Raw genomic sequence first — 20,796 nt, 5'->3', positions numbered from 1 at the left:
TCTATGGGAGTGGCCTTTTCGCGAATCTGTAGTGTCTAGACGTCCTCAAGGTTGTTTGAAAAAAGGTCTGGGTTCGGACGGTAAGTCTCTAGCCAGGTTTTAGTGGTGTGGACGTGGGCTCGTGCCAAGAATGAGGCTCGTTCTGGGTCACGGTTTTTTATCGCTTGAACAATCTCTAGGTGGGTGTTATCGCTAACTTTTTTCAAGTCGAGTCGTTCAGGTTCTTCATAAATGTGGTAATCCCTACCGCGTTGACGCAGCACTTTGAGTAGGGAAATGATGGCCTGGTCATTCGCAGCACTGGTTATGAGCTTGTGGAACTCGGTATCTAGGATTTGTGCATCGTGTCCTGGGGCACATTCCCTCAGATCCATCGCAATTTGCTCTAGCTTCTCGATTTGAGAATCCGAGAGCCTTGCTGCTGCTTGAGCGGCGCAGTAGCCTTCCAGTATTTCCCTCAAGTTGAATAATTCGATAAAAGAATCAAGAGGTAGCAGCGGGACGATAGCGGTAAGCGCATCCACCACGTTTTTCGGTGTGAGTTGGGATACACGCGCACTGGCGTTCCTTCGTAAATCCAGTGCTCCAGCCACGTGCAGCATTTTTTGAGCTTCGCGAAGCGAGCTGCGCGAAACATTAAAGCGTTCGCATAGTTCAATTTCAGAGGGGAGCACCTGTCCCGGTTTTAGCTCCCCAGTGGCAATCATTCTGCATAGCCCCAAGCGGGCTTGTTCTACTGCGTCTTGCATAGTTCCACCTTACAAGGAAATAGTTCCAGTCCTCCGAGAATATAAATTGTCAGACAATAAAACAAAAATTGCACAAATTATTACCTTTCACCGCATTAGGTGCTAAAATTGCCAGACAAGGAGGTTAGAACGATGAAGTTCTCCGCTGCTTACTCGTATAACTCAGGACCTAGTTGGTCTCTCGATCCAAGATGCAAGCATCTCAACCACGGCTCTTTCGGCGCAGTACCGGTGGAGGTACAAGCTGAACAAAACCGGCTGCGTACTTTAATGGAGCAAAACCCCGTGAGTTGGTTCTCGGCAGCTCACGAACGGGTAGGCAGGGCGCGCGAGGAAATGGCGAGGCTTTTGGGTGTGGACCCGTCACACCTGGCTTTTGTTTTCAATGTTTCGGCAGGCGCATCGGTAGTTTTCCAAAGGTTTATGGCAAGGAGCCCTGTCCATACCCTGGTAACAGATCACGGTTACGGCGCGGTTTCAATGGGAGCCAGGCGTTTATCTCAGCGTACTGGTGGAACTTTCAATGTGGCTTCTGTTCCTTTGAATGCTACAGCGATGGAAGTTGTGGATATTCTGACAGAAAAGATGCAAAGCATCCCACCCGGCTTGCTTGTCATCGATCAGGTTACGTCAGCCACTGCTCGGCGTTTCCCGACGAACGAGATTTGTAAAAAAGCCAGGGAATTAGGGTTTACTACCTTAGTGGACGGAGCGCATTCCCCTGGCGTTTTGGAAAATCCCATCTGCTTCGACGCAGATTACTGGGTTGGTAACTTGCACAAGTTTGCCTGTGCGCCACGCGGTGCAGCTTTGCTGTATTCACGTGAAGCTGATCAGGAGTTATTCCCTCTAATAGATTCCTGGGGTGCGGAACTTGAGTTCCCCAAACGTTTTGACCACACCGGAACTATGGACACCACGGCGTGGCTCACAGCGCCCTTCGCCTGGAGTCTCATCGATAAGATGGTTGGTTGGGACAAGGTTAGGCAGTGGTCTAGTCGTTTGGCTGACGAGGGAGAGAAGATTCTTGACGTAACGCTGCGTCAGTGGATGGACGATCCTTTCCCAGATGTTGGGCAGAAAGTTGGCCCCTTACGTTTGGTGCGGTTGCCTCTCGGTTTGGGACGTACACGCGAACAAAGTGATGCGTTGCGTATTCCCCTCATCGAAGCCACGGGAATAGCGCTATCCTTCACGAGTTTTCACGGCCAAGGTTTTCTTCGCTTTTCAACCCACATATACAACTCATTATCAGATTTTGACTATCTCGCCAGCGAAGGTCTTCCACTGCTGCACCAGTGGGCGAGCCAGGTTTCAACTGAACCCAATATTATGAACAACAAAGATTAGGAGGAATAATGCGCAAGCACATCGCCGTGTTAATTGCAGCCTCATTTGCCCTGACACTTGGGCTAACTGGTTGCAGCTCAAGTAGTGGAGCTGACTCACAAGGAGCTGTAAAGCTCCAAATGGTGGAGTCCTTGACTAACCCTGCTCGTACCGAGTTGATTCGAGGTCTGCTTCAGGATTTCGAGAAAGAACATCCGAATATCAAGGTCGAGTTGATTTCTCCGCCAACAGAGCAAGCGGATCAAAAAATACAGCAAATGCTTCAGTCCGGTTCCGGGGTTGATGTTCTGGAAGTTCGTGACCTGACTGTGGGGCCGTTCAGCAATAACGGGTGGCTCTACGATATGGCCCCGGATTTCAAAAACTGGGATGGCCTCGCTAAGCTCACCGATCAGGCTCAAAAATTCACCATCAATGCTGATGGGAAGTCCTACTTTATCCCCTATGGTTTCTACGGTCTGAGTTTGTTCTACCGGACTGACCTGGTGAAACAGGCTGGTTTTGAGGGAGCGCCTAAGTCGTGGGAAGACTTGGTAGAACAGGCAGCTAAGATTCAGAATCCCGCGCAAAACCGCTACGGTTACGCCTTCCGTGGAGGCCCCAACTCTGCAGGGCAGCTGATGAGTATTCTCGAAGCCTACAACGCAGACAACCTTGACGTAGCCAATGCCTACAAGGTTAAGAGTGGCAAGACGATTTTCACGACCCCCGAGTCTCAAACTGCCTTAGATAAATATGTGGAGCTATACAAAACAGGCTCCCCGGAGTCCTCTGTTTCCTGGGGGTACGCAGAAATGGTGCAGGGCTTCACCAATGGCTCCACCGCCTTCCTGCTCCAGGATCCTGAGGTAATCGCTACAGTGAAAGAGTCGTCCCTGACTGAGGACCAGTGGGGTGTTGCTCCCAACCCGGTTGGACCGACGGGGAAGGCCGCATGGCCAATGGCTACCGCGGGCTGGGGCGTGACGCAGTTCTCTAAGCATAAGGCTGAGGCAGTAGAGCTAGTGAAATGGCTGGCTGGCGATCCTTCCACCACTTTCGCGAAGGAAAACTCTCTGGTGCCGATTCTGCAGGCTGCCGGGGAAGACGAATTCTTCAAGACTGGTCCTTGGGCTGCTTACGTAGAAATGACGTCCAACCCAGATACTTGGATTTCCGTTGAGGAACCTCGTGGGGTTGCCTGGTGGACCGAATGGATGCAGCGTTCAGAAGCAGACTTGCAGAAGGTCCTCTTGAACCAGATGACCACCGCCCAGATGCTCTCCGGGTGGGACAAGTTCTGGACAGAAAAGTGGCAAGGTTAGCTACGATGTTTTCAGGGAAGAAAGCTGTGGGTGCGTCTGCTGAAAGCGGGCGCGCCCACAGCCGTCGCCCATTCTCGAGCAGGTCTGCCCTGACGATAATGGCATTTCTAGCGCCCGCCTTCATCTTTGTAGCCATCTTCACCTACTATCCAATGTTACGTGGCGCCCAGATGGCTTTCCGAAAATGGAACTTGTGGGATCTCAACGACACCCCGTTTGTTGGTCTCGGTAACTTCCATGAACTCATCTCGAATCCTCTATTTCTACACACCATGGTGAACTCGCTCATCTGGGTAGTAGCATCTCTCATTCCCCAGTTCGTAATTGGGTTCTTAATAGCTTTGGCCTTGCGCAATCGCTTCAGGTTCAGAGGTTTGTATCAAGCTGTTATTTTTTACCCCTGGGCAGTGTCAGGGTTCTTGATTGGCATCCTCTTCAGGTGGATGTTCAATAGTGAGTTCGGTGTGTTCAATGACTTATTGATGCGGGTCGGCATCGTGGATTCTCCCGTCCCGTGGCTAGCGAAACCGGAGTTAGCTTTCGTCGCCGTGATTATTGCGAATATCTGGTACGGAGTGGCTTTCTTCGCAATCATGATTTTGGCAGCCTTGCAATCCGTGCCTCAAGATATGTTGGAAGCAGCGGCGATTGATGGCGCGAGCCGCACGCGCACCCTGTTCAGTATCATGATTCCTTCGATTCGTTCGACCTTGATACTCACGGTTTTGCTGCGCATAATCTGGATTTTTAACTTCCCGGATATTATCTATGCGATGACCGGGGGAGGACCCGGAAACCAGACACACATCGCAACGACTTGGATGATTCAGTTCACCCAGCAGGGCAGTTATGGCTTGGCCTCCGCACTGGGCTTCATCGTGGTCGGCGTTCTTACGGTGTTTACCGGAGCGTATCTGTTGCTCTTGACGAGGAGTAATGATGCTAAATAAAACCCCGATGTATCTTAAGATAATCAAAATCTGTGGCTTGAGCCTGTGGTTTATCATTACGGTGTTCCCTCTGTACTGGATTCTCCTCACGTCTTTCAAGCCAGCCAATCAAATCGCGGAATATCCCGTCCGCTATTGGCCACGCGTTTTTTCGTTAGAAAACTACATGAGTCTTTTCTCCAAGGCTCAGTTCGGCACCTATATGTTCAACTCATTGACGGTGGCCCTGTTGGGTTCGATTGTAGCAACGTCGATTGCTCTCCTAAGCGGTTATACTCTGTCACGTTTTACTTTTCGATCGAAAGGAGCAGTGCTCATCGCCTTTCTCATCACGCAGATGATACCGATGTTCATCGCTCTTGGTCCGCTCTACCAGATGTTCACTACCCTGGGGCTGGTTGATACCCGAGCGGGTCTCATCCTCATCTACATCGCCATGACCATACCATTCTCCTCGATCATGCTGCGGGGGTTCTTCGACAACGTCCCTGACTCACTCGAAGAGGCAGCCATGGTTGATGGTTTGAACAGGTTCTCCGCTCTTTGGCGTATTATCGTGCCAGTTATGTTGCCGGGGATTACAGCCACTTTCATCTTCAACTTTGTCAATATTTGGAATGAGCTGTTCTTGTCTGTAACCCTAATCAACTCGGATTCTAAACGTACGATTCCCACTGCGTTGAACAGTTTCATCTCAAGTTTTAACATTGAATGGGGGCCGATGTCTGCAGCCGCTGTGTTGACGATTTTTCCCACCATGATATTGTTCTCTTTCGCTAGTAAGTGGATTGTAGCTGGCCTAACCCAAGGTGCTACTAAGGGATAGCTGTAAGATGTTACCGTGTTCAACGTATTGGATTTTTCAAAAGAAAACGTAGATGCCGCGGTGCTACGCGAGCGGCTGCCGCGGGCGGCTCTCAATGTCGAGCGGGCTGTGGAGGCGGTAGCGCCCCTAATAGATGCGGTGCGCCGCGAAGGTGCTAAGGCCTTGCGTGACCAAGCCGAGCAGTTCGACCGGGTGCGACCGCGCCTGTTGCGGGTCCCGGCGGCTGAAATTGAGCGAGCTTTACAGGAACTGGATCCGGGGCTGCGCGAGGCGATTGAAACGTCTATTGCCAATAACCGGAAAGGTCACGAGGCGCAGCTGCCTCGATCGGTCGTTACCGAAATTATTCCCGGCGGCACCGTTACGCAACGCTGGATTCCGGTGCGGCGTGTGGGTCTGTACGTTCCGGGCGGGCTCGCGGTCTATCCCAGCTCGGTCATCATGAACGTGGTGGCGGCACAAGTGGCGGGGGTGAGCCAGATTGCTTTGGCTTCCCCGGCACAGCAGGCTTTCGATGGCTCGGTACACCCCACCGTGCTGGCGACTTGCGCCTTACTGGGCGTGAACGAAGTCTATGCCATGGGCGGGGCCGGAGCGATTGGTGCGTTTGCTTACGGGGCAAAGGGCGAAACGCCAGACGACGGCCAGGTTTTGGTTGAGCCTGTGGACGTAGTTACCGGTCCGGGCAATATCTATGTTGCGGCCGCGAAACGTGTGGTGTCCAGTGTCTGCGGTATCGACGCGGAAGCCGGTACGACCGAGATTGCCATCATCGCGGACAGCAGCGCCACGCCGAAATTTGTCGCCGCGGATTTAATCAGCCAAGCCGAGCACGACCCGGCCGCCGCGTCGGTCCTCATTACCGACTCAACCGACCTTGTGACCCAGGTGAGAGCGGAACTGGAGCGCCTGGTGCCCCAACGCGACCATCACGAACGCATCGCCACCGCCCTATCCGGGCCGCAGTCGGGCGCTATCCTCACTCGAGATATCGAACAATCCATTGCCGTGGCTAACGCTTACGGAGCTGAACACCTCGAAATTCAAACCGCCGATGCCCGCGAAGTGGCAGCAAAAATTCACAATGCGGGGGCGATTTTTGTCGGCGACTACACCCCGGTGCCGCTGGGGGACTACCTGGCAGGCTCCAACCACGTCTTGCCCACCGGAGGCACCGCCTCCCACGCTTCGGGCCTGAACGTGATGGCATTCCTGAAGTCCGTGCAACAGATTGAATACACCCAACAGGCCGCGGACGCGCTGACCGACCGCCTGGTGGTATTCAGCCATGCCGAGGACCTGGAAGGCCACGGAGCATCCCTGCTGGCACGTCGGGAAGGCAAGTAAATGAGCGCAACCGACGCCATCGTCACGCCGGAAGGTCCCATGCAACTGCCCTTGCGCGAGGACTTGGCAGGGCTCGAACCCTACGGGGCGCCCCAGCTGCAGGTGCCGGTATCCATCAATGTGAACGAAAACCCCTATCCGGTCCCGACTCCCGTGGTAGAGGCGATTACCGCGGCGGTGCGCGAAGCGGCGGGCAGCTTGAATCGTTATCCCGACCGGGATTTTCCGGCTCTTCGCCTTGCCTTGAGCGATTATCTGGAGCGGGAATCCGGGGTGCGGGTGGCTCCCGAATGGTTGTGGGCCGCCAATGGCTCTAACGAGGTCATGCATCATTTGTTCAGCGCTTTTGGCGGACCGGGACATCCGGCGTTATCGTCCTCGCCCACATACTCGATGTATCCCGAATATGCCCGCAACACCGTGACCGAGCTGTTGGACGTGCCGCGGCGGGAGGATTTTTCCGTGGACGTGGCCGCGTTGAAGCAAGCTGTAGCCCGCGCTCACCCGGCGCTGCTGGTGCTGGCTTCCCCCAACAATCCCACGGGAACCCACCTGAGCTCCGCGGACGTGGCTGAAATCCTGAGTTTTACCCGTTCCAGCGGGCCGCACGGGAGCGCGACCGTGGTGGTCATTGACGAGGCCTACGGCGAGTTTCGCCGTGACGGGGTACCTTCCGCACTGGAACTGTTGGCGGCGCACCCGCACTTGGTGGTGTCCAGAACCATGTCCAAGGCTTTCGCAATGGCCGGTTTGCGGTTGGGGTACTTGGCAGCTCGCCCCCAGATTATTTCCCAGCTCATGCTGGTGCGTTTGCCCTATCACCTGTCGTCTCTGACCCAGGCAGCAGCTCTGGCGGCGCTGTCCCAGTCAGATTTGCTGCAAGCCCAGGTGGACAAAATGCGCCACACTCGCGACCAGATGGTGCGAACCTTGCGAGAAATGGGGTTGAGCGTGGCAGAATCGGATACGAACTTTGTTTTCTTTGGAAAGTTCAGCGACCGCCAAAAAGTCTGGCAAGATTTGCTTGACCGCGGCGTGTTGATTCGCGTAGTCGGACCCGATGGCTGGCTGCGAGCCAGCGTGGGCACCGAGGAGGAAACTGAGGTGTTTCTTTCCGCCCTGAAGGAGGTATTGCAATGAACGAAACTCGGACCCCCCGGGTGGCGCAGGTCACGCGGGAAACGTCAGAATCACGGGTAAAGGTGCGGGTGAACCTAGACGGGACCGGCCAAGCCAACATTCACACCACGGTGCCGTTCTATGACCATATGCTTACCGCTTTGGCGCGTCATTCCCTGATTGATTTGGACATTGAAGCCTCGGGAGACACCGACATTGATGTCCATCACACGGTGGAGGATACGGCTATCGTGTTGGGTCAGGCGCTGCGCGAAGCGTTGGGGGACAAGGTCGGTATCTGCCGTTTCGGTGACGCTTGCGTGCCATTGGACGAGGCTTTGGCGCACGCCGTGGTGGATTTGGCGGGACGGCCCTACGTCGTTTGCGAAGGAGAACCGGAAGGCCAGCAGTATCACCTCATCGGCGGACACTTCACCGGTTCGCTGACTTATCACGTGTTTGAATCCCTGGCGTTGAATGCCGGTATTTGTCTGCATCTGCGCCTGTTGGCGGGCCGGGACCCGCACCACATCGTAGAGGCCCAATTCAAGGCTCTGGCGCGGGCGTTAAAGGCCGCGGTGGAATACGATCCGCGGGTGGTGGGCGTGCCCTCCACCAAAGGAACTCTGTAGCATTGGGAAAGGCTAGTGATGAGTGAACCGCAAGAACCCCGAAATCCCGAGGACAGAGGGGACAAACCTGGCGATCAGCAAGCCTACGATGCCGAGTTTGCCAATCTCATCGCCAAACTGGGAGATGTTGACTTTGAACCCGAATCCCCGGTGTCAGGCTCGGACGAAACGCTAGATTTGCCCGAAGAGTCGGAGCCTCCGCTGATGAACCGGCGAGCCACCGCGTGTTTCCTGACCCCGGTGGCTTCGGCAGAAGCCTTGGGGGCGCTGTGTGCGTTGAGTGATATTTCAGCCGTGGTGGTGCCTACGGAAGCCGGGGCGCTGGTGGTACAAAACCTGGAGCTGACCGAAGAACAGTGGGGAATGGCACTGCTGGTTGAAAGCCTCAATGAGCTGGACTCGGACTTGGATACGGTGGCGTCTACGCTTACTGAGATTATTCGAATGCCGGTGGTGGTGTTTTCTGCCCTGCTGGCTCCCGGCACCGAACAGGAACCCGGAGTGACCGGTCAAGTCCTGGCGGGACGCTGGGCCAATCAGGCTTTTGAGGTGGATTTGCCGGCCGGACTGGTCATCGCACAGATGCCTATCGTGATTGAGGACCTAGTGTTGGGGCGGGTTAATCCGGCGGATGTGGACGGGGCGGTTGATACCGTCGATATGCCCCGCTGGAAAGCGCTGCGAATGCTGGGTAAAGGCATCAAAGATTCCCGCGAGGAACGCCGGCGCCAACGGGGTCAGGCAGATTCCGGTGACGACGAGGCCTGGGGCATGGATTCAGAAGGACGGGGGGACGCCTCATGACCGGTCCCAAAGTTGTCGTTCTGGATCACGGGTACGGCAATGTGCTTTCCGTTGCGCACGCCCTCGAGCGGGCAGGAGCCCGGGTGTCGCTCTCGGCTGACGCGGCGGAAGTTGCCCAAGCAGACGGTTTGGTCGTTCCCGGAGTGGGAGCCTTCGCGGCGGTAATGCGTTCCCTGCAAGCCTCGCGGGCACCCCAGATGATTGAACGCCGACTCGCCGGAGGCCGCCCAGTGCTGGGCATTTGCGTCGGTTTGCAGGTCATGTTTACTTCCGGAGACGAAAACGGGGAAGTCACCGCCGGGCTGGATCAATGGCCCGGAATGGTGACGGCGCTGCCAGCGGCGCGTTTACCCCATATGGGCTGGTCAAAAGTGCATGTCCCGGCCCAGTCGCAGCTGTTGGCGGGGCTCGACGGACAGAGATTCTATTTCGTACACTCTTACGCTTGCCTCAGCGACCCCGCTGAGGCCTTGGGAATGGATGAGGAATCACGGCGGCTGCTCCGCCCCCCGCTCGTGTCTTGGGCACATTACGGAGCCGACTTTGTAGCGGCCGTGGAAAACCGAGCCTTGTGCGCCACTCAATTTCATCCGGAAAAGTCCGGACCAGCCGGGGCTCGCGTGTTCTCAAACTGGTTAGAGATGCTCTAAAGTTGGCGGGTCGCTAAGACCCCGGAAAGGACTCTCAATGACACAAATGGTGCTGTTACCAGCAATTGACCTGGTTGACGGAAAGGCAACTCGGCTGACCGAAGGTAAAGCCGGAACCGAAAAAGTCTATGGTGAGCCTGTACAAGTTGCCGCGGAGTTCCTGGCCGCCGGGGCGCGCTGGCTGCACCTGGTCGACCTGGACGCCGCTTTCGGGCGGGGCTCCAATGCCGACCTAGTGGAGTCGCTAGTGAAAGCCTATCCGGGCTTGAATGTTGAGGTCAGTGGGGGATTGCGTGATGATGACTCGCTGTGCCGCATGCTTGATGCCGGGGCGGCGCGGGTAAACCTGGGTACTGCCGCAATCGAAAATCCCCAGTGGTGCGCCACGGCCATTGAGCGGTTTGGGCAGCGTATCGCAATCGGTTTGGACGTGCGCGGCGAGCGGGTTTATGGGCGCGGCTGGGTCAGTGAAGGGCCGCTGTTGGTGGATATTTTGCGTGATTTGGATGCCTTGGGGTGTGTCCGCTACGTGGTGACGGATGTGTCGAAAGATGGCACCTTGACTGGGCCGAACCTGGAGTTGCTGGCTCACGTGTGTCAATCCAGTTCGGCAAAAGTTGTGGCGAGCGGGGGTGTGTCTGCCCTGCGCGATCTGCACGCCCTGCGGGACTTGGCGGGGGTTCACCCGAACCTGGAGGGTGTTATTGTCGGCAAAGCCATCTATGAGCGACGCTTCACGGTAGCCGAAGCCTTGGCGAGTCTGGCGGTGTGAAACTGCGGGGTTCTGTTTGAAAGCGCGGCAACATTCATGAAACATTTGGCAAACAATCCCTACGCGTCTGATCGTGGCGATTTACTGCCCGGGACCCGGCGCGCCCTGGAACTGGCTGCGGCCAAGGACGTGGGGGCGGCGCAGACTGAACTGTTTTCAGCGCTGCAAAGCGAACGCCTCATCGTGGAGGCGCCCGTGGCGGTCTCGGGAAGCTGTGAGTCAACTACCTTTGCGGGCGTATATTCCCCCTACGGGTCGGCCTTGCCGGCGTATTCCAGCGCAACGCGCTTCGCGGAGCTGAGGAATCCGGAAGACCGGCCGCTGCTGGTTAATCCCGCGCGAATCGCCTTGGCGGCCTTGGCTACCGAAGGATTTTTGTGGCTGGATGCCCCGGTGGTACTGGGTAGCGCTACTCAGGCCAAGCCGCTGGCGCGTGACCCGGAGTGGATTCACGCCTATGCGCCGAACATCATGCTGGGTCCGCCCGCTTTGAACGCCCTGGCCAGCGGCGACGATTGGCTTCCGGCTTGGCATGATGCCGAACTCGCGGCACTGCTCAACTCACTTTCAGCCCATACGGGCACCGAAATCGAGACCATCGAAGCCGGCCCGGCGGGGGGACTTGTCGTCACAGTCCGCACCTCAGGCGACCTCGAAGCCGCGAAACTGGCCGTCAAACGCTTTTACAGATCCCTGTTGCGTTCGCCAGAAATCCCCCCACGCGCCACTTACGTGCAACTCCTCCCCGTGCGCTGACGCCCGCCCTTGCTATCCACCCCGCCCCTGGAACTGTGACGGTATCGGAAAGGTCGGCGGTAACGCTTGTGAGCCCGACACGGGACGCTAGTGCTACCAGCCGCCACCACCCTCGTGAAAGACCCTAGGCGTGGGGAATATCCCCCAGCCAGTCCACAACGTGTTGAATCAGGGCTTCGTCAAAGACATCGTCCGAGTGGTGTTCGCCAATCCACTGTTGAATCGAACCGCCGGCTGACGCGTCCATTTTCTTTCGAGCCTCCGCGGGTTTAACCAAGACCTGCCACAGCATGTTCTTGGCTTCTTCCACTGACTTATAAAAGAACGGGTAGTCTGCCGGCACCAGGGCGTGTGCCCATTCGAGGTCAGGAAAGACGCCGATGACTCCCGCGCCCAAGGCTTCTACGTACTCGATGCCGTAGGATTCTTCCTCGGTGGTCGCCAGGAAAGCGGTCGTATGCGCCAGAGCCTCCCAATAGGACTGACGTGTGGCGGTCAAAGGTCCCACCCAAATCCAGTCGCGATGGGAAAACTTCATGGCGGCTTCGCTGACCAGGTGGGTTTCGTGCAAACGCATCTCGACCCGCAGCGGAATCTGGCGGTGTACCCAGTTGACCACGTCCAAGAAAATATCCGGGCGCTTCTTTGCTGAAAGGTAAATCGAGGGGTAGAGCACGACGGGGACCTCTGTCTCAACCCGCGGTAGGACGTGAGCCAGGCGGAAGCCCAGGTTTACCCACCCCAGCTGCATCTGTTCATGCAGCGGTTTCACGGTCCATTTCTCGGCAATCTCCCGGACTTCCATGGCGGTACGTTCCGAGTTCGCAAAAGTGGGGAACAGGGCGCAAGACAGGGCCATCGAGGCAATGCCCTCTATCGTAGTCATTTCGCGTGGAGACCACCACATAAAGTTCATGATGTGCGGTTTTTCCGCCCCCGCGTTGTGCATTTTTTGCCACAGTCGCGGCGAGTCAATGACGTCCATGTTGATGACGGCCGTGTCAGTCGGGTCGAGCATCTCAATCGGAGCCACGCTGAAGTTTTCGGCGCGGCGGGCGGAGCCGCCGATGAGGATGGAATCGGGGAAGTTCCGTAAGATCCGTCGCACCAGGGTGTCTCCGGCAGAGTGTCCGGACACTCGCCCGGCTTCGTCAACTTGGGCATTTTCCCATTTGATTGCCAGTTTCATGGTTATTCCCCTTTCCGTTCCGCAGCCTGGTCGGGTGGCTGCGGGGGATTGCTTTGCGATGGTTCTTCCGTGAGTTCCAGGTCGGGAACTTCGTTCAAAAGGTCGGTGCCGGCCTCCGTCGGTGAAGAGTCGAGAATCTCGTCCAGCGCGGCCGCGTCAATGGGGGCTTCGATACCGCCGGGACGGGGCATAATCATCATGGCCGGCCGGGTGACCCGGTCTTTCACGCTGGGGATTCCGTTCAAAGCGGTGTCGACCGGAGGTTCGTGATCGTGCATGGAGTCACGAGAGGCGCCGCGGATACGCATCTGATAGAAACTGCACCACACGAAGTAGGCTGAAGCCACGAAAAAGACCCCGGCCAGGATATGCACCAGGCGTGCCTGACCCTGGTTCGTCAAGCTCACCGCCAATTCCACAGCCAGCAGGCCAAACAGGGTGGTGAATTTGATAATCGGGTTCAAAGCTACCGAGGACGTGTCCTTGAACGGATCGCCGACCGTATCCCCGACGATGGTCGCATCGTGCAGTTCGGTGCCTTTCATGTGCAAATCAACTTCCACGACTTTCTTTGCATTGTCCCAAGCCCCGCCGGCGTTAGCCATGAATATAGCTTGGTAGAGGCCAAAAATAGCGATAGAAATCAGGTAGCCGATGAAAAAGAACGGCTCGACAAACGCGAAAGACAGCGTGGCAAAGAACACCGCCAGGAAGATAAGCAACATGCCCTGCTGGGCGTATTGTGTGCAAATCTCGACGACCGCGCGGCTGTCCTTTTCGGAGGCGCGTTCGTTGCTGGCATCGAGGTGAATATTCTCTTTGATAAACGCCACAGCTCGGTTTGCCCCGGTCGTTACCGCCTGGATAGAGGCCCCAGAGAACCAGTAAATGACGGCGCCTCCGGTAATCAACCCCAGCAGGAACGGGGCGTGAAGCAGTGAAAGATTCCCCACGGCTTGTGCATCTTGCAGACGATCTGTGAGCGTCATGATGATAGAGAAAATCATGGTGGTGGCGCCTACCACGGCGGTACCAATCAGCACAGGCTTTGCCGTGGCTTTAAACGTGTTACCGGCCCCGTCGTTTTCCTCCAGCATGAGTTTCGCGGTGTCCCAAGCGGGTTTAATGGTGAAGTCAGCCATCAACTCGGCTTCGATGTTTTCTACCGATTCGATACGCGACAGTTCATAGACGGATTGAGCGTTGTCGGTGACCGGACCGTAGGAATCAACGGCGATGGTCACCGGACCCATCCCCAGGAAACCAAAAGCTACCAGGCCAAACGCGAATACTGCCGGAGCTGCCATCAGGGATTCCGGTATCAGCAGGGAAATCAGGAAAGCGATTCCCATCAGACCCACAATGGTGATTCCCAGCCAGTATCCGGACATATTGCCGGAAACCATCCCGGACAAAATATTCAGCGAAGCACCACCCTCACGAGAGGATTTCACGGTTTCCCGCACGAAACGCGCTTTGGTGGAGGTAAATACTTTCACCAGTTCGGGAATCAGGGCTCCCGCGAGAGTACCGCAGGTCACGATGGTTGCCAGTTTCAGCCACAGGTGGTTGCCTTGTTCGCCCACCACAAAGAAAGTCACCAGGAAAATCAATACGATGCACAGAATCGAAGTCAACCAGACCAACGTTGTCAGCGGGGTTTCAAAGTTCATGCGTTTCGCGTCCCTGTAACGCCCCTTGACCCACAGGGCGTTGATGGCGTAGGCCAGTGCCGCACCGATAATCATCGCCGCGCGTACCGTAAAGATCCACACCAGCAGCAGCGCCTGAATGGAGGGGTCTGGAACTGCCAGAATGACGTAAGTCACCAGAGCCACGCCGGTGACGCCGTAGGTTTCAAAGCCGTCAGCGGAAGGGCCCACCGAGTCTCCAGCATTGTCCCCGGTGCAGTCGGCGATGACCCCGGGGTTACGCGGGTCGTCCTCGTCAATTTTGAACACGATTTTCATGAGGTCCGCACCGATATCGGCAATCTTGGTAAAGATACCCCCCGCGATACGCAGGGCGGACGCCCCTAGTGACTCCCCGATAGCAAAACCGATGAAGCACGAACCTGCCACGTCAGCGGGCAGGAACACCAGAATAACCAGCATCATGAACAGTTCGAGGGAAATCAGCACGGTTCCGATGGACATCCCGGCCTGCAGGGGAATCTGGTGAACGGGGTAGGGCTTGCCGCGCAGCGAGGCAAAAGCCGCCCGGGCGTTAGCGAAGGTGTTGACCCGAATACCGAACCAGGCTACGGCAAACGAACCGCCCATCCCCAGCAAGCTGAATAGCACCACAATCCCGACTTTGCCCCAGCTAAAGCCCACTAACACCTTGTAATAGACGAGGATAATGACCGTGATGAAAGCCCACAGCAACAGCAGGAACTTACCTTGTTTCACCAAGTAGGCTTTGCAGGTGGAGTAAATGAGTTCGGCAACGTCCAACATGGATTTATGTACCGGCAGGCTGCGGAGTTTAAAGAACGTCACTGTTCCAAACACTAGACCGGCGATGCACACCACCATGCCGAAAATCAGCAGGCTGGTTCCGGGGATGCCGTGTATGTTGGCGAGGGACAAGTCGGGAAGAATCAGGTTTGCCTCCCCGCCGCCAGGTCCGTCGCCTTGTCTCGCGCTAGTTTGCGGGAGTGCCCCCGCCAGGCTTGCAGCCAGGACCTTTATGTTAGGAATCATTGGTTAGCCTCGCTTCCATAAGTCTCTACCTCACCCGTAATTTTAGGCGGGATTTTCAGTATTTTGGGGGATTCTAAGGGGTCAGCTTGGGTTACGTCTGACAAAGCCGGCTCTGGCGGTCCCATAATTGTCCTTAACAACCAATTGTTATTACTTAATGTCGGGGGCGTAATGGCTGATGGCATACGTATTCAGAATAATCAAAATTTTGAGAGTTTAATAAACAAAAATATATGGCTGAACTCCATACAAAACAAACCGTACTACTGTACATTTCTTGGAAATATGGCTAAAGAATGTTTAGGTTCTCGCCGTATGACGGCAAAAAGTCTATTTATCAAGGAGGAACAACGGCAAAGAATATCTCTCGCTCGGCGAAACGTTTTGCTATCGCCATGAAGCTGGCTTTGATTACCCTGGTAATGGTGCTGGCCATGGCGCTGATTGCTGTGGTCGGGGTGATTGGTTTGCGCTCCGTCAATGCCGCCACCGCCGAGACTATGGAAGCCTCGGCGCTTAAGGAACCTATTCAAAAAATTTGGCATGCTGAAGTTTATGTACGCATGATGAGTGACTGGGTAGCGCTGGAACTGACGACTAAAGATAAGGATGGCGATAAGGAACGAGTCGATAAACACGATGCCATTATCGAAGAATCCATCCAGGCAATCAGTGAATCCCCGGAATCAAAGTACCTTCCCACCTTCCCGAAATTCGTTGAAACTTATCAAGGGTGGAAGACTCTGCGGGCTAATCATCTGGGTCCTATGGCCTATGCTGTCCAGGACGGCCCGAACTACGCCACGGAGTTTTGGGTTTACGGTCTAGAGGCTTTAGCTGGCGGTAACCTGACCGTCCACATGGACATCAAGAGCAACGATGAGGCTGGCGACATGGCTCGTAATATGAACCTGGCCACCGAAAGCCTACGTGGACTGATTGTCGAAACTTACAATGTTTCTGCCAAGGTCAAAGAGCCCTCACAGCGCGTTACCAACACTTTGGACGAGGTCGCGAGCAGCGCCTCCCAGGCCAATAGTCTGATTGCGAAAGTCGATAGCAGCTCAGAACATGTCTTTTCTAATGTGTCCACCATTGCAGCCGGTTCGGAACAGATGGGTGCGTCTATCCGCGAAATCTCTTCCAACGCTACAGAGGCGGCTTCGGTTGCTCGCAATGCCACACAGGTTGCCGAGCATACGAACAAGGTCGTAGCAAAACTGGGGGAATCTTCACAGGAAATCGGGGAAGTCGTAAAAACCATTACTAAGATTGCAGAGCAGACCAACCTGTTGGCTTTGAACGCCACGATTGAGGCAGCCCGCGCTGGCGATGCGGGGAAAGGTTTCGCGGTTGTGGCCGGTGAAGTGAAGGACCTCGCTGCCGAGACCGGCAGGGCCACGGAGGAAATTTCTAGCCGTATTGAGCAAATTCAAACCGATACTACCGGCGCAGTGGAAGCTATCGAAGAAATATCTGAAATTGTCTCTCAAATCTCTGATTTCCAAACTACTATTGCCTCCGCGGTGGAAGAACAAACCGCTACTACGAATGAAATGAGCCGTTCTACTGCAGACGCGGCTTCGATTGCGAACGAAATCAACAGCATACCTCGGTGGCTCAGGGAGGACAAGGAATTTCAGAATCGGTGGAGCACCTTTTAGAGGCGACTTCGGAACTGCGAGCCTTCGCAGATGAACTCGAATGCCACATGAGTGGATTCCAGGTTTAGCACAGCCTTTCGGTCTTTTGCTATACGGGGGGACGTTGCTGCGGCGGCGTCCCCCTGGCTTGAATCTGGCAAAATTCGAATCGGGAGTTCTCTTGCAGTGGAGTGAATCCTGTCTAGGCGTGCAAAGCCAATTGTGCGAAAACCTCGCAGATACGCTAGAATCTAGTCTGTTCGGCTGTATGCCGAAGCAAGCGGAAAGTTTTTCCCACCTCCACCCGGTGCAGTTTTCCTTCGGAGACGCATGTCTTGGGTTACGGTCTAAAGCGCTCGGCTGTGCTTTTTATACCACAGACGTGGGGTAACTTTGTGTGTGCTTTGGCTCGCGGCGTAGTTACAAGCAAGGAGTCCTCATTACTGACGTAAGGATTAATGACCAAATTCGGGTGCCAGAAGTGCGCCTGATTGGTGCTAACGGCGAACAAATCGGAGTGGTGGCCACCATGAAGGCTATCACCTTGGCCGATGACGCCGGTCTGGACCTGGTGGAAGTCGCCCCCGAAGCGCATCCTCCGGTGTGCAAACTGATGGATTACGGCAAATACAAGTACGAAGCCGCGCAAAAGGCTCGCGATCAACGCCGGAATCAGGCCAGTACGCAGCTGAAAGAAATCCGCCTGGGACTGAAGATTGACGACCACGACTACGAGGTTAAAAAAGGCCATATTCTGCGTTTCCTCGATGGCGGAGACAAAGTTAAAATCATGATTAAGTTCCGGGGACGGGAACAGAGTCGCCCTGAAATGGGCATCAAACTTTTGGAGCGTTTGGCTGAAGACATCGCAGATGATGGTGTTGTTGAGTCCGCCCCCCGGCAGGATGGTCGTTCCATGACTATGGTAATCGGCCCGGTTAAGAAAAAGACTGATGCCGTGAGCCAACAGCGCAAGCGCCGCGAAGACGAACGTCAAGCGAAGCGTGACGCCAAGGCGGAACGGGCTTTGCGTAACCAGCAACGCGTGGCTCAACAAGCGAACGCCCCGGTTTTGAAGCCGATTACTTTCGATCAGCTCGGTTCGGGCAACCTGGCCGCCGTGGCTTCCCAGGCTCCTGAGCCTCCCGCCGCGAAGCCGGCTGCCAAATCGCCAGCACGAAAGAAAACGGCCAGCTCTACCACGTCGGAAACCTCGGCACCAGCGGCGAACCCTGCGGCTGATACAGACCAAAGCCCGGATGACGCAAAACCGGACACTCGGAAAGCGCCGGCTCGGAAAACGGCTGCGAAAACCGCTGCGGCGGCCGATAAACCTGCTGCCACCAGTGCCAAGGCTCCTGCCCGGAGAACGACTGGCACCACCAAGAAAGCTGCCCCCAAGACAACCGCGGGCAAAACCGATAAACCGGCCACCAAGAAGGCCCCGCTTAAGAAAGAGGAGAAATAATATGCCAAAGAATAAAACCCATTCTGGGACTAAAAAGCGGATTCGTGTTACAGGCTCCGGAAAGCTGATGCGCGAACAGACTAACAAACGCCACTTGCTGGAACACAAGTCGTCTCGGCGGACTCGTCGCCTCAGCCAGGACCAGGTCGTGGCTCCCGCTGACGTGAAACGCATGAAGAAGCTGTTGGGTAAGTAAAGGAAAAAGGAGATAAATCATGGCACGTGTCAAGCGCGCAGTAAACGCTCACAAGAAACGCCGCACCACTCTGGAACGGGCCGAGGGCTACCGCGGCCAGCGTTCTCGCCTGTACCGCAAAGCTAAGGAACAGGTCACCCACAGTTTTGTGTATAACTACCGCGACCGCAAGGCGCGCAAGGGCGACTTCCGTCGGCTGTGGATTACTCGTATCAATGCGGCTTGCCGCGCCCAGGGCATGACCTACAATCGCTTCATGCAGGGTCTGCGTTTGGCTGGCATTGAAGTCGATCGGCGGATGCTGTCCGAACTGGCAGTTAGCGACATTGCGGCTTTCAACGAATTGGTTAAAGCTGCGCAGGCCGCTCTGCCCAAAGACGTAAACGCTCCCGCGGCTGCCTAAAGCCCGGCGTTTATCAATCGAAAACTCTATGGTGGAACGTCGCGAAATCCTCGACAACCCCGGAAGCGAGCGCATCCGGAAGGTGGCGGGGCTTTCGCGGCGTTCCGCGCGTTTGCGTTCGGGTTTAACGCGGGTGGAAGGTCCCCAAGCGGTCACTGAGCTGCTGCATAGTGCCCCTCAGGGGGCGGTGACAGATTTATTTGTGACCGAGGCGGGCGCCGAGACTCGCCCGGAGCTGCTGAATCTCGCGCAGTCAACCGCATCTGCAGGGGGGCTGCACGTTCATGTGATTTCCCCCCAGGTCGAGAAGGCTTTGAGTGATGCTGCACAAGGGTGGATTGCGGTGGCTCGTTTCGAGGCTTTTCCGTCTGTGTCGGCCTCACCAGAGGGGACGCTGGCTTTGATTTTGCCCGCCACTCAAGACCCGGGCAACGCGGGGACACTGATTCGACTGGCTGACGCTTGTGGGGCATCGACGGTGTTTATGGGGCAAAACTGTGCCGACGCAACCAGTCCGAAAGTCATTCGCGCTTCGGTGGGCAGTGTGTTTCATGTTCCCACCCCCCGCTTTCAGGATTTAGAGGCCGTAGTGGTGGCTCTGCGAGCCGAAGGGTGGACCATTGTGGGCACGTCCCTATCCGGCGACGTCATGCTGACCCCGGTTACGGCCGCGACCTGGAGCGACAAGAAAGTCGCTTGGGTCATGGGCAACGAAGCGCACGGGCTGGACGCAACCGAGGAATCCTGGTGCGATGTGCTGGTGTCCATTCCCATGTTTGGGCGTGCCGAGTCCCTAAATGTGACGTCCGCGGCGACCTTGTGCCTGTGGCTGAGCGCAGCAGCACAGCGGCTGTGACCGGTGGTTTTGCCGGTCGCCGCTGAACCGCAACAAAAACGGAGGTCTAGCCCAGTGCTTTCAGAGCCGATTCAAAGTCAGGATCCGTGGTGATTTCATCGACCAGCTGGGTGTATTTCACCACGCCGTTCGGATCAATAATCACGATAGAACGAGCGAACAATCCGGCCATAGGGGAGTCTGCTAGCTGGACACCGTAGTCCTGGCCGAAGTTGGAACGGAACGCCGAAGTCGTGGTGACGTGGTCGATACCTTCCGCGGCGCAAAAACGCCCCAGGGCAAAAGGCAGGTCGCGCGAAACACAGACGACTTCCACCTCGTCGAGCTTGGCGGCTTCGGCGTTGAAGCGCCGTACTGAGGCTGCACAAACCCCCGTATCAATCGAGGGGAAAATGTTGAGGAGCACTGTCTTGCCGCGGAAATCAGACAGCTTCGCTTCAGACAGGTCCTGTTTGACAGTCACGAAGTCCGGGGCGGGAGACCCCACCGCGGGCAGCGAACCAACAGTATTTACGGGATTACCTTGCAAATGAGTTGTAGCCATACTTTTATCCTAACAGTGTTTTTTCCCGGTCAGGTCGAAACCGTAGTGAGACTAAGCGATCGACATTTGCGTTTAAACAGGGGTTGCTGGCCTATATAGCCATCTACCCCTGTTTAATCCCCGATTTCTAACGCCCCGCTCCCGATACGCCCAGAAAAGACCCCTAATTCGGGGGCTGGAGTCTAAAAAGTTAGTTGCCCCGGCCGGAAACCGAGGCAACCAGTGTCGAATTTTTCAGAAAGTATTTATATCGCCCCAAAGGGTGCCCATCCAGTGTAGAACTCTATGGAGTCTTTTGCCACCCAGACAATAGCGGCCACGATAATGACCGCCAGAGAACCGTAGACCGCCCAGCCTAGCGCTCGCATCTGCGGCGTTGGCTCAGTGTCAGCGATAACTTCACCGGTTTCATCACGAATGGGATCCCCGGCATGAGCGCGCATCCCTAGGGCATAGAGCATGGGAATCCCGGCTCCAAAAATGAGGGCCAAAGCGGCCACTCGAACGATTGCCCAAGCCATTTCGACAGTCAT

The 20,796-nt window shown here is 55.9% G+C and carries 21 protein-coding genes; 16 read left to right on the top strand and 5 right to left on the bottom strand.

What is annotated here, in order from left to right; translation table 11 throughout:
• Nucleotides 1–35: 35 nt before the first annotated feature.
• Complete coding sequence (locus tag SPI05_RS04880; protein ID WP_321076648.1) at nucleotides 36–749, bottom strand: FadR/GntR family transcriptional regulator; 714 nt, start codon at nucleotides 747–749, stop codon at nucleotides 36–38.
• Between the two features lie 132 nt (nucleotides 750–881).
• On the opposite strand from SPI05_RS04880, the gene SPI05_RS04875 reads away from it, so the two are divergent.
• The 11 genes from SPI05_RS04875 to SPI05_RS04825 all read left to right on the top strand — a co-directional run bounded on the left by SPI05_RS04875 (nucleotide 882) and on the right by SPI05_RS04825 (nucleotide 11,259).
• Nucleotides 882–2,099, top strand: coding sequence for an aminotransferase class V-fold PLP-dependent enzyme (locus tag SPI05_RS04875; protein ID WP_321076647.1), 1,218 nt, complete (start codon nucleotides 882–884; stop codon nucleotides 2,097–2,099).
• An 8-nt stretch (nucleotides 2,100–2,107) separates the two neighbouring features.
• Complete coding sequence (locus SPI05_RS04870) at nucleotides 2,108–3,403, top strand: sugar ABC transporter substrate-binding protein (RefSeq protein ID WP_321076646.1); 1,296 nt, start codon at nucleotides 2,108–2,110, stop codon at nucleotides 3,401–3,403.
• A gap of 98 nt (nucleotides 3,404–3,501) precedes the next feature.
• Nucleotides 3,502–4,353 (top strand): sugar ABC transporter permease, encoded by an 852-nt coding sequence (locus SPI05_RS04865; RefSeq protein ID WP_321076644.1) that lies wholly within the window; start codon nucleotides 3,502–3,504, stop codon nucleotides 4,351–4,353.
• The gene (locus SPI05_RS04860) at nucleotides 4,340–5,179 is read left to right on the top strand and encodes a carbohydrate ABC transporter permease (RefSeq protein WP_321076642.1); all 840 of its coding nucleotides are present in this window, start codon (nucleotides 4,340–4,342) and stop codon (nucleotides 5,177–5,179) included. The genes SPI05_RS04865 and SPI05_RS04860 overlap by 14 nt, the downstream gene beginning before the upstream one ends.
• Nucleotides 5,180–5,194: 15 nt before the next feature.
• Nucleotides 5,195–6,526, top strand: a complete 1,332-nt coding sequence (gene hisD, locus SPI05_RS04855; RefSeq protein WP_321076641.1) for a histidinol dehydrogenase — start codon at nucleotides 5,195–5,197, stop codon at nucleotides 6,524–6,526.
• On the top strand, nucleotides 6,527–7,666 hold the full coding sequence (locus tag SPI05_RS04850; RefSeq protein ID WP_321076640.1) for a histidinol-phosphate transaminase: 1,140 nt from the start codon (nucleotides 6,527–6,529) through the stop codon (nucleotides 7,664–7,666). It begins immediately after the preceding gene.
• Nucleotides 7,663–8,277, top strand: coding sequence for an imidazoleglycerol-phosphate dehydratase HisB (hisB, locus tag SPI05_RS04845; protein ID WP_321076638.1), 615 nt, complete (start codon nucleotides 7,663–7,665; stop codon nucleotides 8,275–8,277). Before SPI05_RS04850 ends, hisB begins: the two co-directional genes overlap by 4 nt.
• A gap of 18 nt (nucleotides 8,278–8,295) precedes the next feature.
• Nucleotides 8,296–9,081 (top strand): hypothetical protein, encoded by a 786-nt coding sequence (locus SPI05_RS04840; protein ID WP_321076636.1) that lies wholly within the window; start codon nucleotides 8,296–8,298, stop codon nucleotides 9,079–9,081.
• Nucleotides 9,078–9,731: an imidazole glycerol phosphate synthase subunit HisH gene (gene hisH, locus SPI05_RS04835; RefSeq protein WP_321076635.1), complete on the top strand. Its 654-nt coding sequence runs from the start codon at nucleotides 9,078–9,080 to the stop codon at nucleotides 9,729–9,731. The genes SPI05_RS04840 and hisH overlap by 4 nt, the downstream gene beginning before the upstream one ends.
• A gap of 37 nt (nucleotides 9,732–9,768) precedes the next feature.
• Nucleotides 9,769–10,503 carry a bifunctional 1-(5-phosphoribosyl)-5-((5-phosphoribosylamino)methylideneamino)imidazole-4-carboxamide isomerase/phosphoribosylanthranilate isomerase PriA gene (priA, locus tag SPI05_RS04830; RefSeq protein WP_321076634.1) on the top strand — a complete coding sequence of 245 codons (735 nt, stop codon included), beginning with the start codon at nucleotides 9,769–9,771 and terminating at the stop codon, nucleotides 10,501–10,503.
• A 36-nt stretch (nucleotides 10,504–10,539) separates the two neighbouring features.
• Nucleotides 10,540–11,259 carry a glycerophosphodiester phosphodiesterase gene (locus SPI05_RS04825; RefSeq protein ID WP_321076632.1) on the top strand — a complete coding sequence of 240 codons (720 nt, stop codon included), beginning with the start codon at nucleotides 10,540–10,542 and terminating at the stop codon, nucleotides 11,257–11,259.
• Nucleotides 11,260–11,383: 124 nt separating this feature from the next.
• On the opposite strand, the gene SPI05_RS04820 is transcribed toward SPI05_RS04825, so the two are convergent.
• Both SPI05_RS04820 and SPI05_RS04815 read right to left on the bottom strand, forming a co-directional pair.
• Nucleotides 11,384–12,448: a glycosyltransferase family 1 protein gene (locus SPI05_RS04820; RefSeq protein WP_321076630.1), complete on the bottom strand. Its 1,065-nt coding sequence runs from the start codon at nucleotides 12,446–12,448 to the stop codon at nucleotides 11,384–11,386.
• Between the two features lie 2 nt (nucleotides 12,449–12,450).
• On the bottom strand, nucleotides 12,451–15,153 hold the full coding sequence (locus SPI05_RS04815; RefSeq protein ID WP_321076628.1) for a sodium-translocating pyrophosphatase: 2,703 nt from the start codon (nucleotides 15,151–15,153) through the stop codon (nucleotides 12,451–12,453).
• Nucleotides 15,154–15,449: 296 nt separating this feature from the next.
• On the opposite strand from SPI05_RS04815, the gene SPI05_RS04810 reads away from it, so the two are divergent.
• The 5 genes from SPI05_RS04810 to SPI05_RS04790 all read left to right on the top strand — a co-directional run bounded on the left by SPI05_RS04810 (nucleotide 15,450) and on the right by SPI05_RS04790 (nucleotide 19,719).
• Complete coding sequence (locus SPI05_RS04810) at nucleotides 15,450–16,817, top strand: methyl-accepting chemotaxis protein (RefSeq protein ID WP_321076626.1); 1,368 nt, start codon at nucleotides 15,450–15,452, stop codon at nucleotides 16,815–16,817.
• Between the two features lie 376 nt (nucleotides 16,818–17,193).
• Nucleotides 17,194–18,264, top strand: coding sequence for a translation initiation factor IF-3 (gene infC / locus SPI05_RS04805; protein ID WP_321076624.1), 1,071 nt, complete (start codon nucleotides 17,194–17,196; stop codon nucleotides 18,262–18,264).
• Nucleotide 18,265: 1 nt separating this feature from the next.
• Nucleotides 18,266–18,460: a 50S ribosomal protein L35 gene (gene rpmI / locus SPI05_RS04800; RefSeq protein ID WP_004006656.1), complete on the top strand. Its 195-nt coding sequence runs from the start codon at nucleotides 18,266–18,268 to the stop codon at nucleotides 18,458–18,460.
• A gap of 19 nt (nucleotides 18,461–18,479) precedes the next feature.
• Nucleotides 18,480–18,863: a 50S ribosomal protein L20 gene (rplT, locus tag SPI05_RS04795; protein ID WP_321076618.1), complete on the top strand. Its 384-nt coding sequence runs from the start codon at nucleotides 18,480–18,482 to the stop codon at nucleotides 18,861–18,863.
• A 28-nt stretch (nucleotides 18,864–18,891) separates the two neighbouring features.
• Nucleotides 18,892–19,719: an RNA methyltransferase gene (locus tag SPI05_RS04790; RefSeq protein WP_321076617.1), complete on the top strand. Its 828-nt coding sequence runs from the start codon at nucleotides 18,892–18,894 to the stop codon at nucleotides 19,717–19,719.
• 46 nt (nucleotides 19,720–19,765) lie between these two features.
• Here the strand turns inward: SPI05_RS04790 and tpx are convergent, their stop codons facing one another.
• Both tpx and SPI05_RS04780 read right to left on the bottom strand, forming a co-directional pair.
• Entirely contained in the window at nucleotides 19,766–20,263 is a 498-nt protein-coding gene (gene tpx, locus SPI05_RS04785; RefSeq protein WP_321076615.1) for a thiol peroxidase, read from the bottom strand.
• Between the two features lie 245 nt (nucleotides 20,264–20,508).
• Nucleotides 20,509–20,796: a hypothetical protein gene (locus SPI05_RS04780; RefSeq protein WP_282921717.1), complete on the bottom strand. Its 288-nt coding sequence runs from the start codon at nucleotides 20,794–20,796 to the stop codon at nucleotides 20,509–20,511.

Origin of the sequence: Mobiluncus sp. (assembly GCF_034180645.1) — a bacterium.
Classification (GTDB): Bacteria; Actinomycetota; Actinomycetes; order Actinomycetales; family Actinomycetaceae; genus Mobiluncus.
This window is presented reverse-complemented; position numbering and strand designations above follow the sequence as displayed.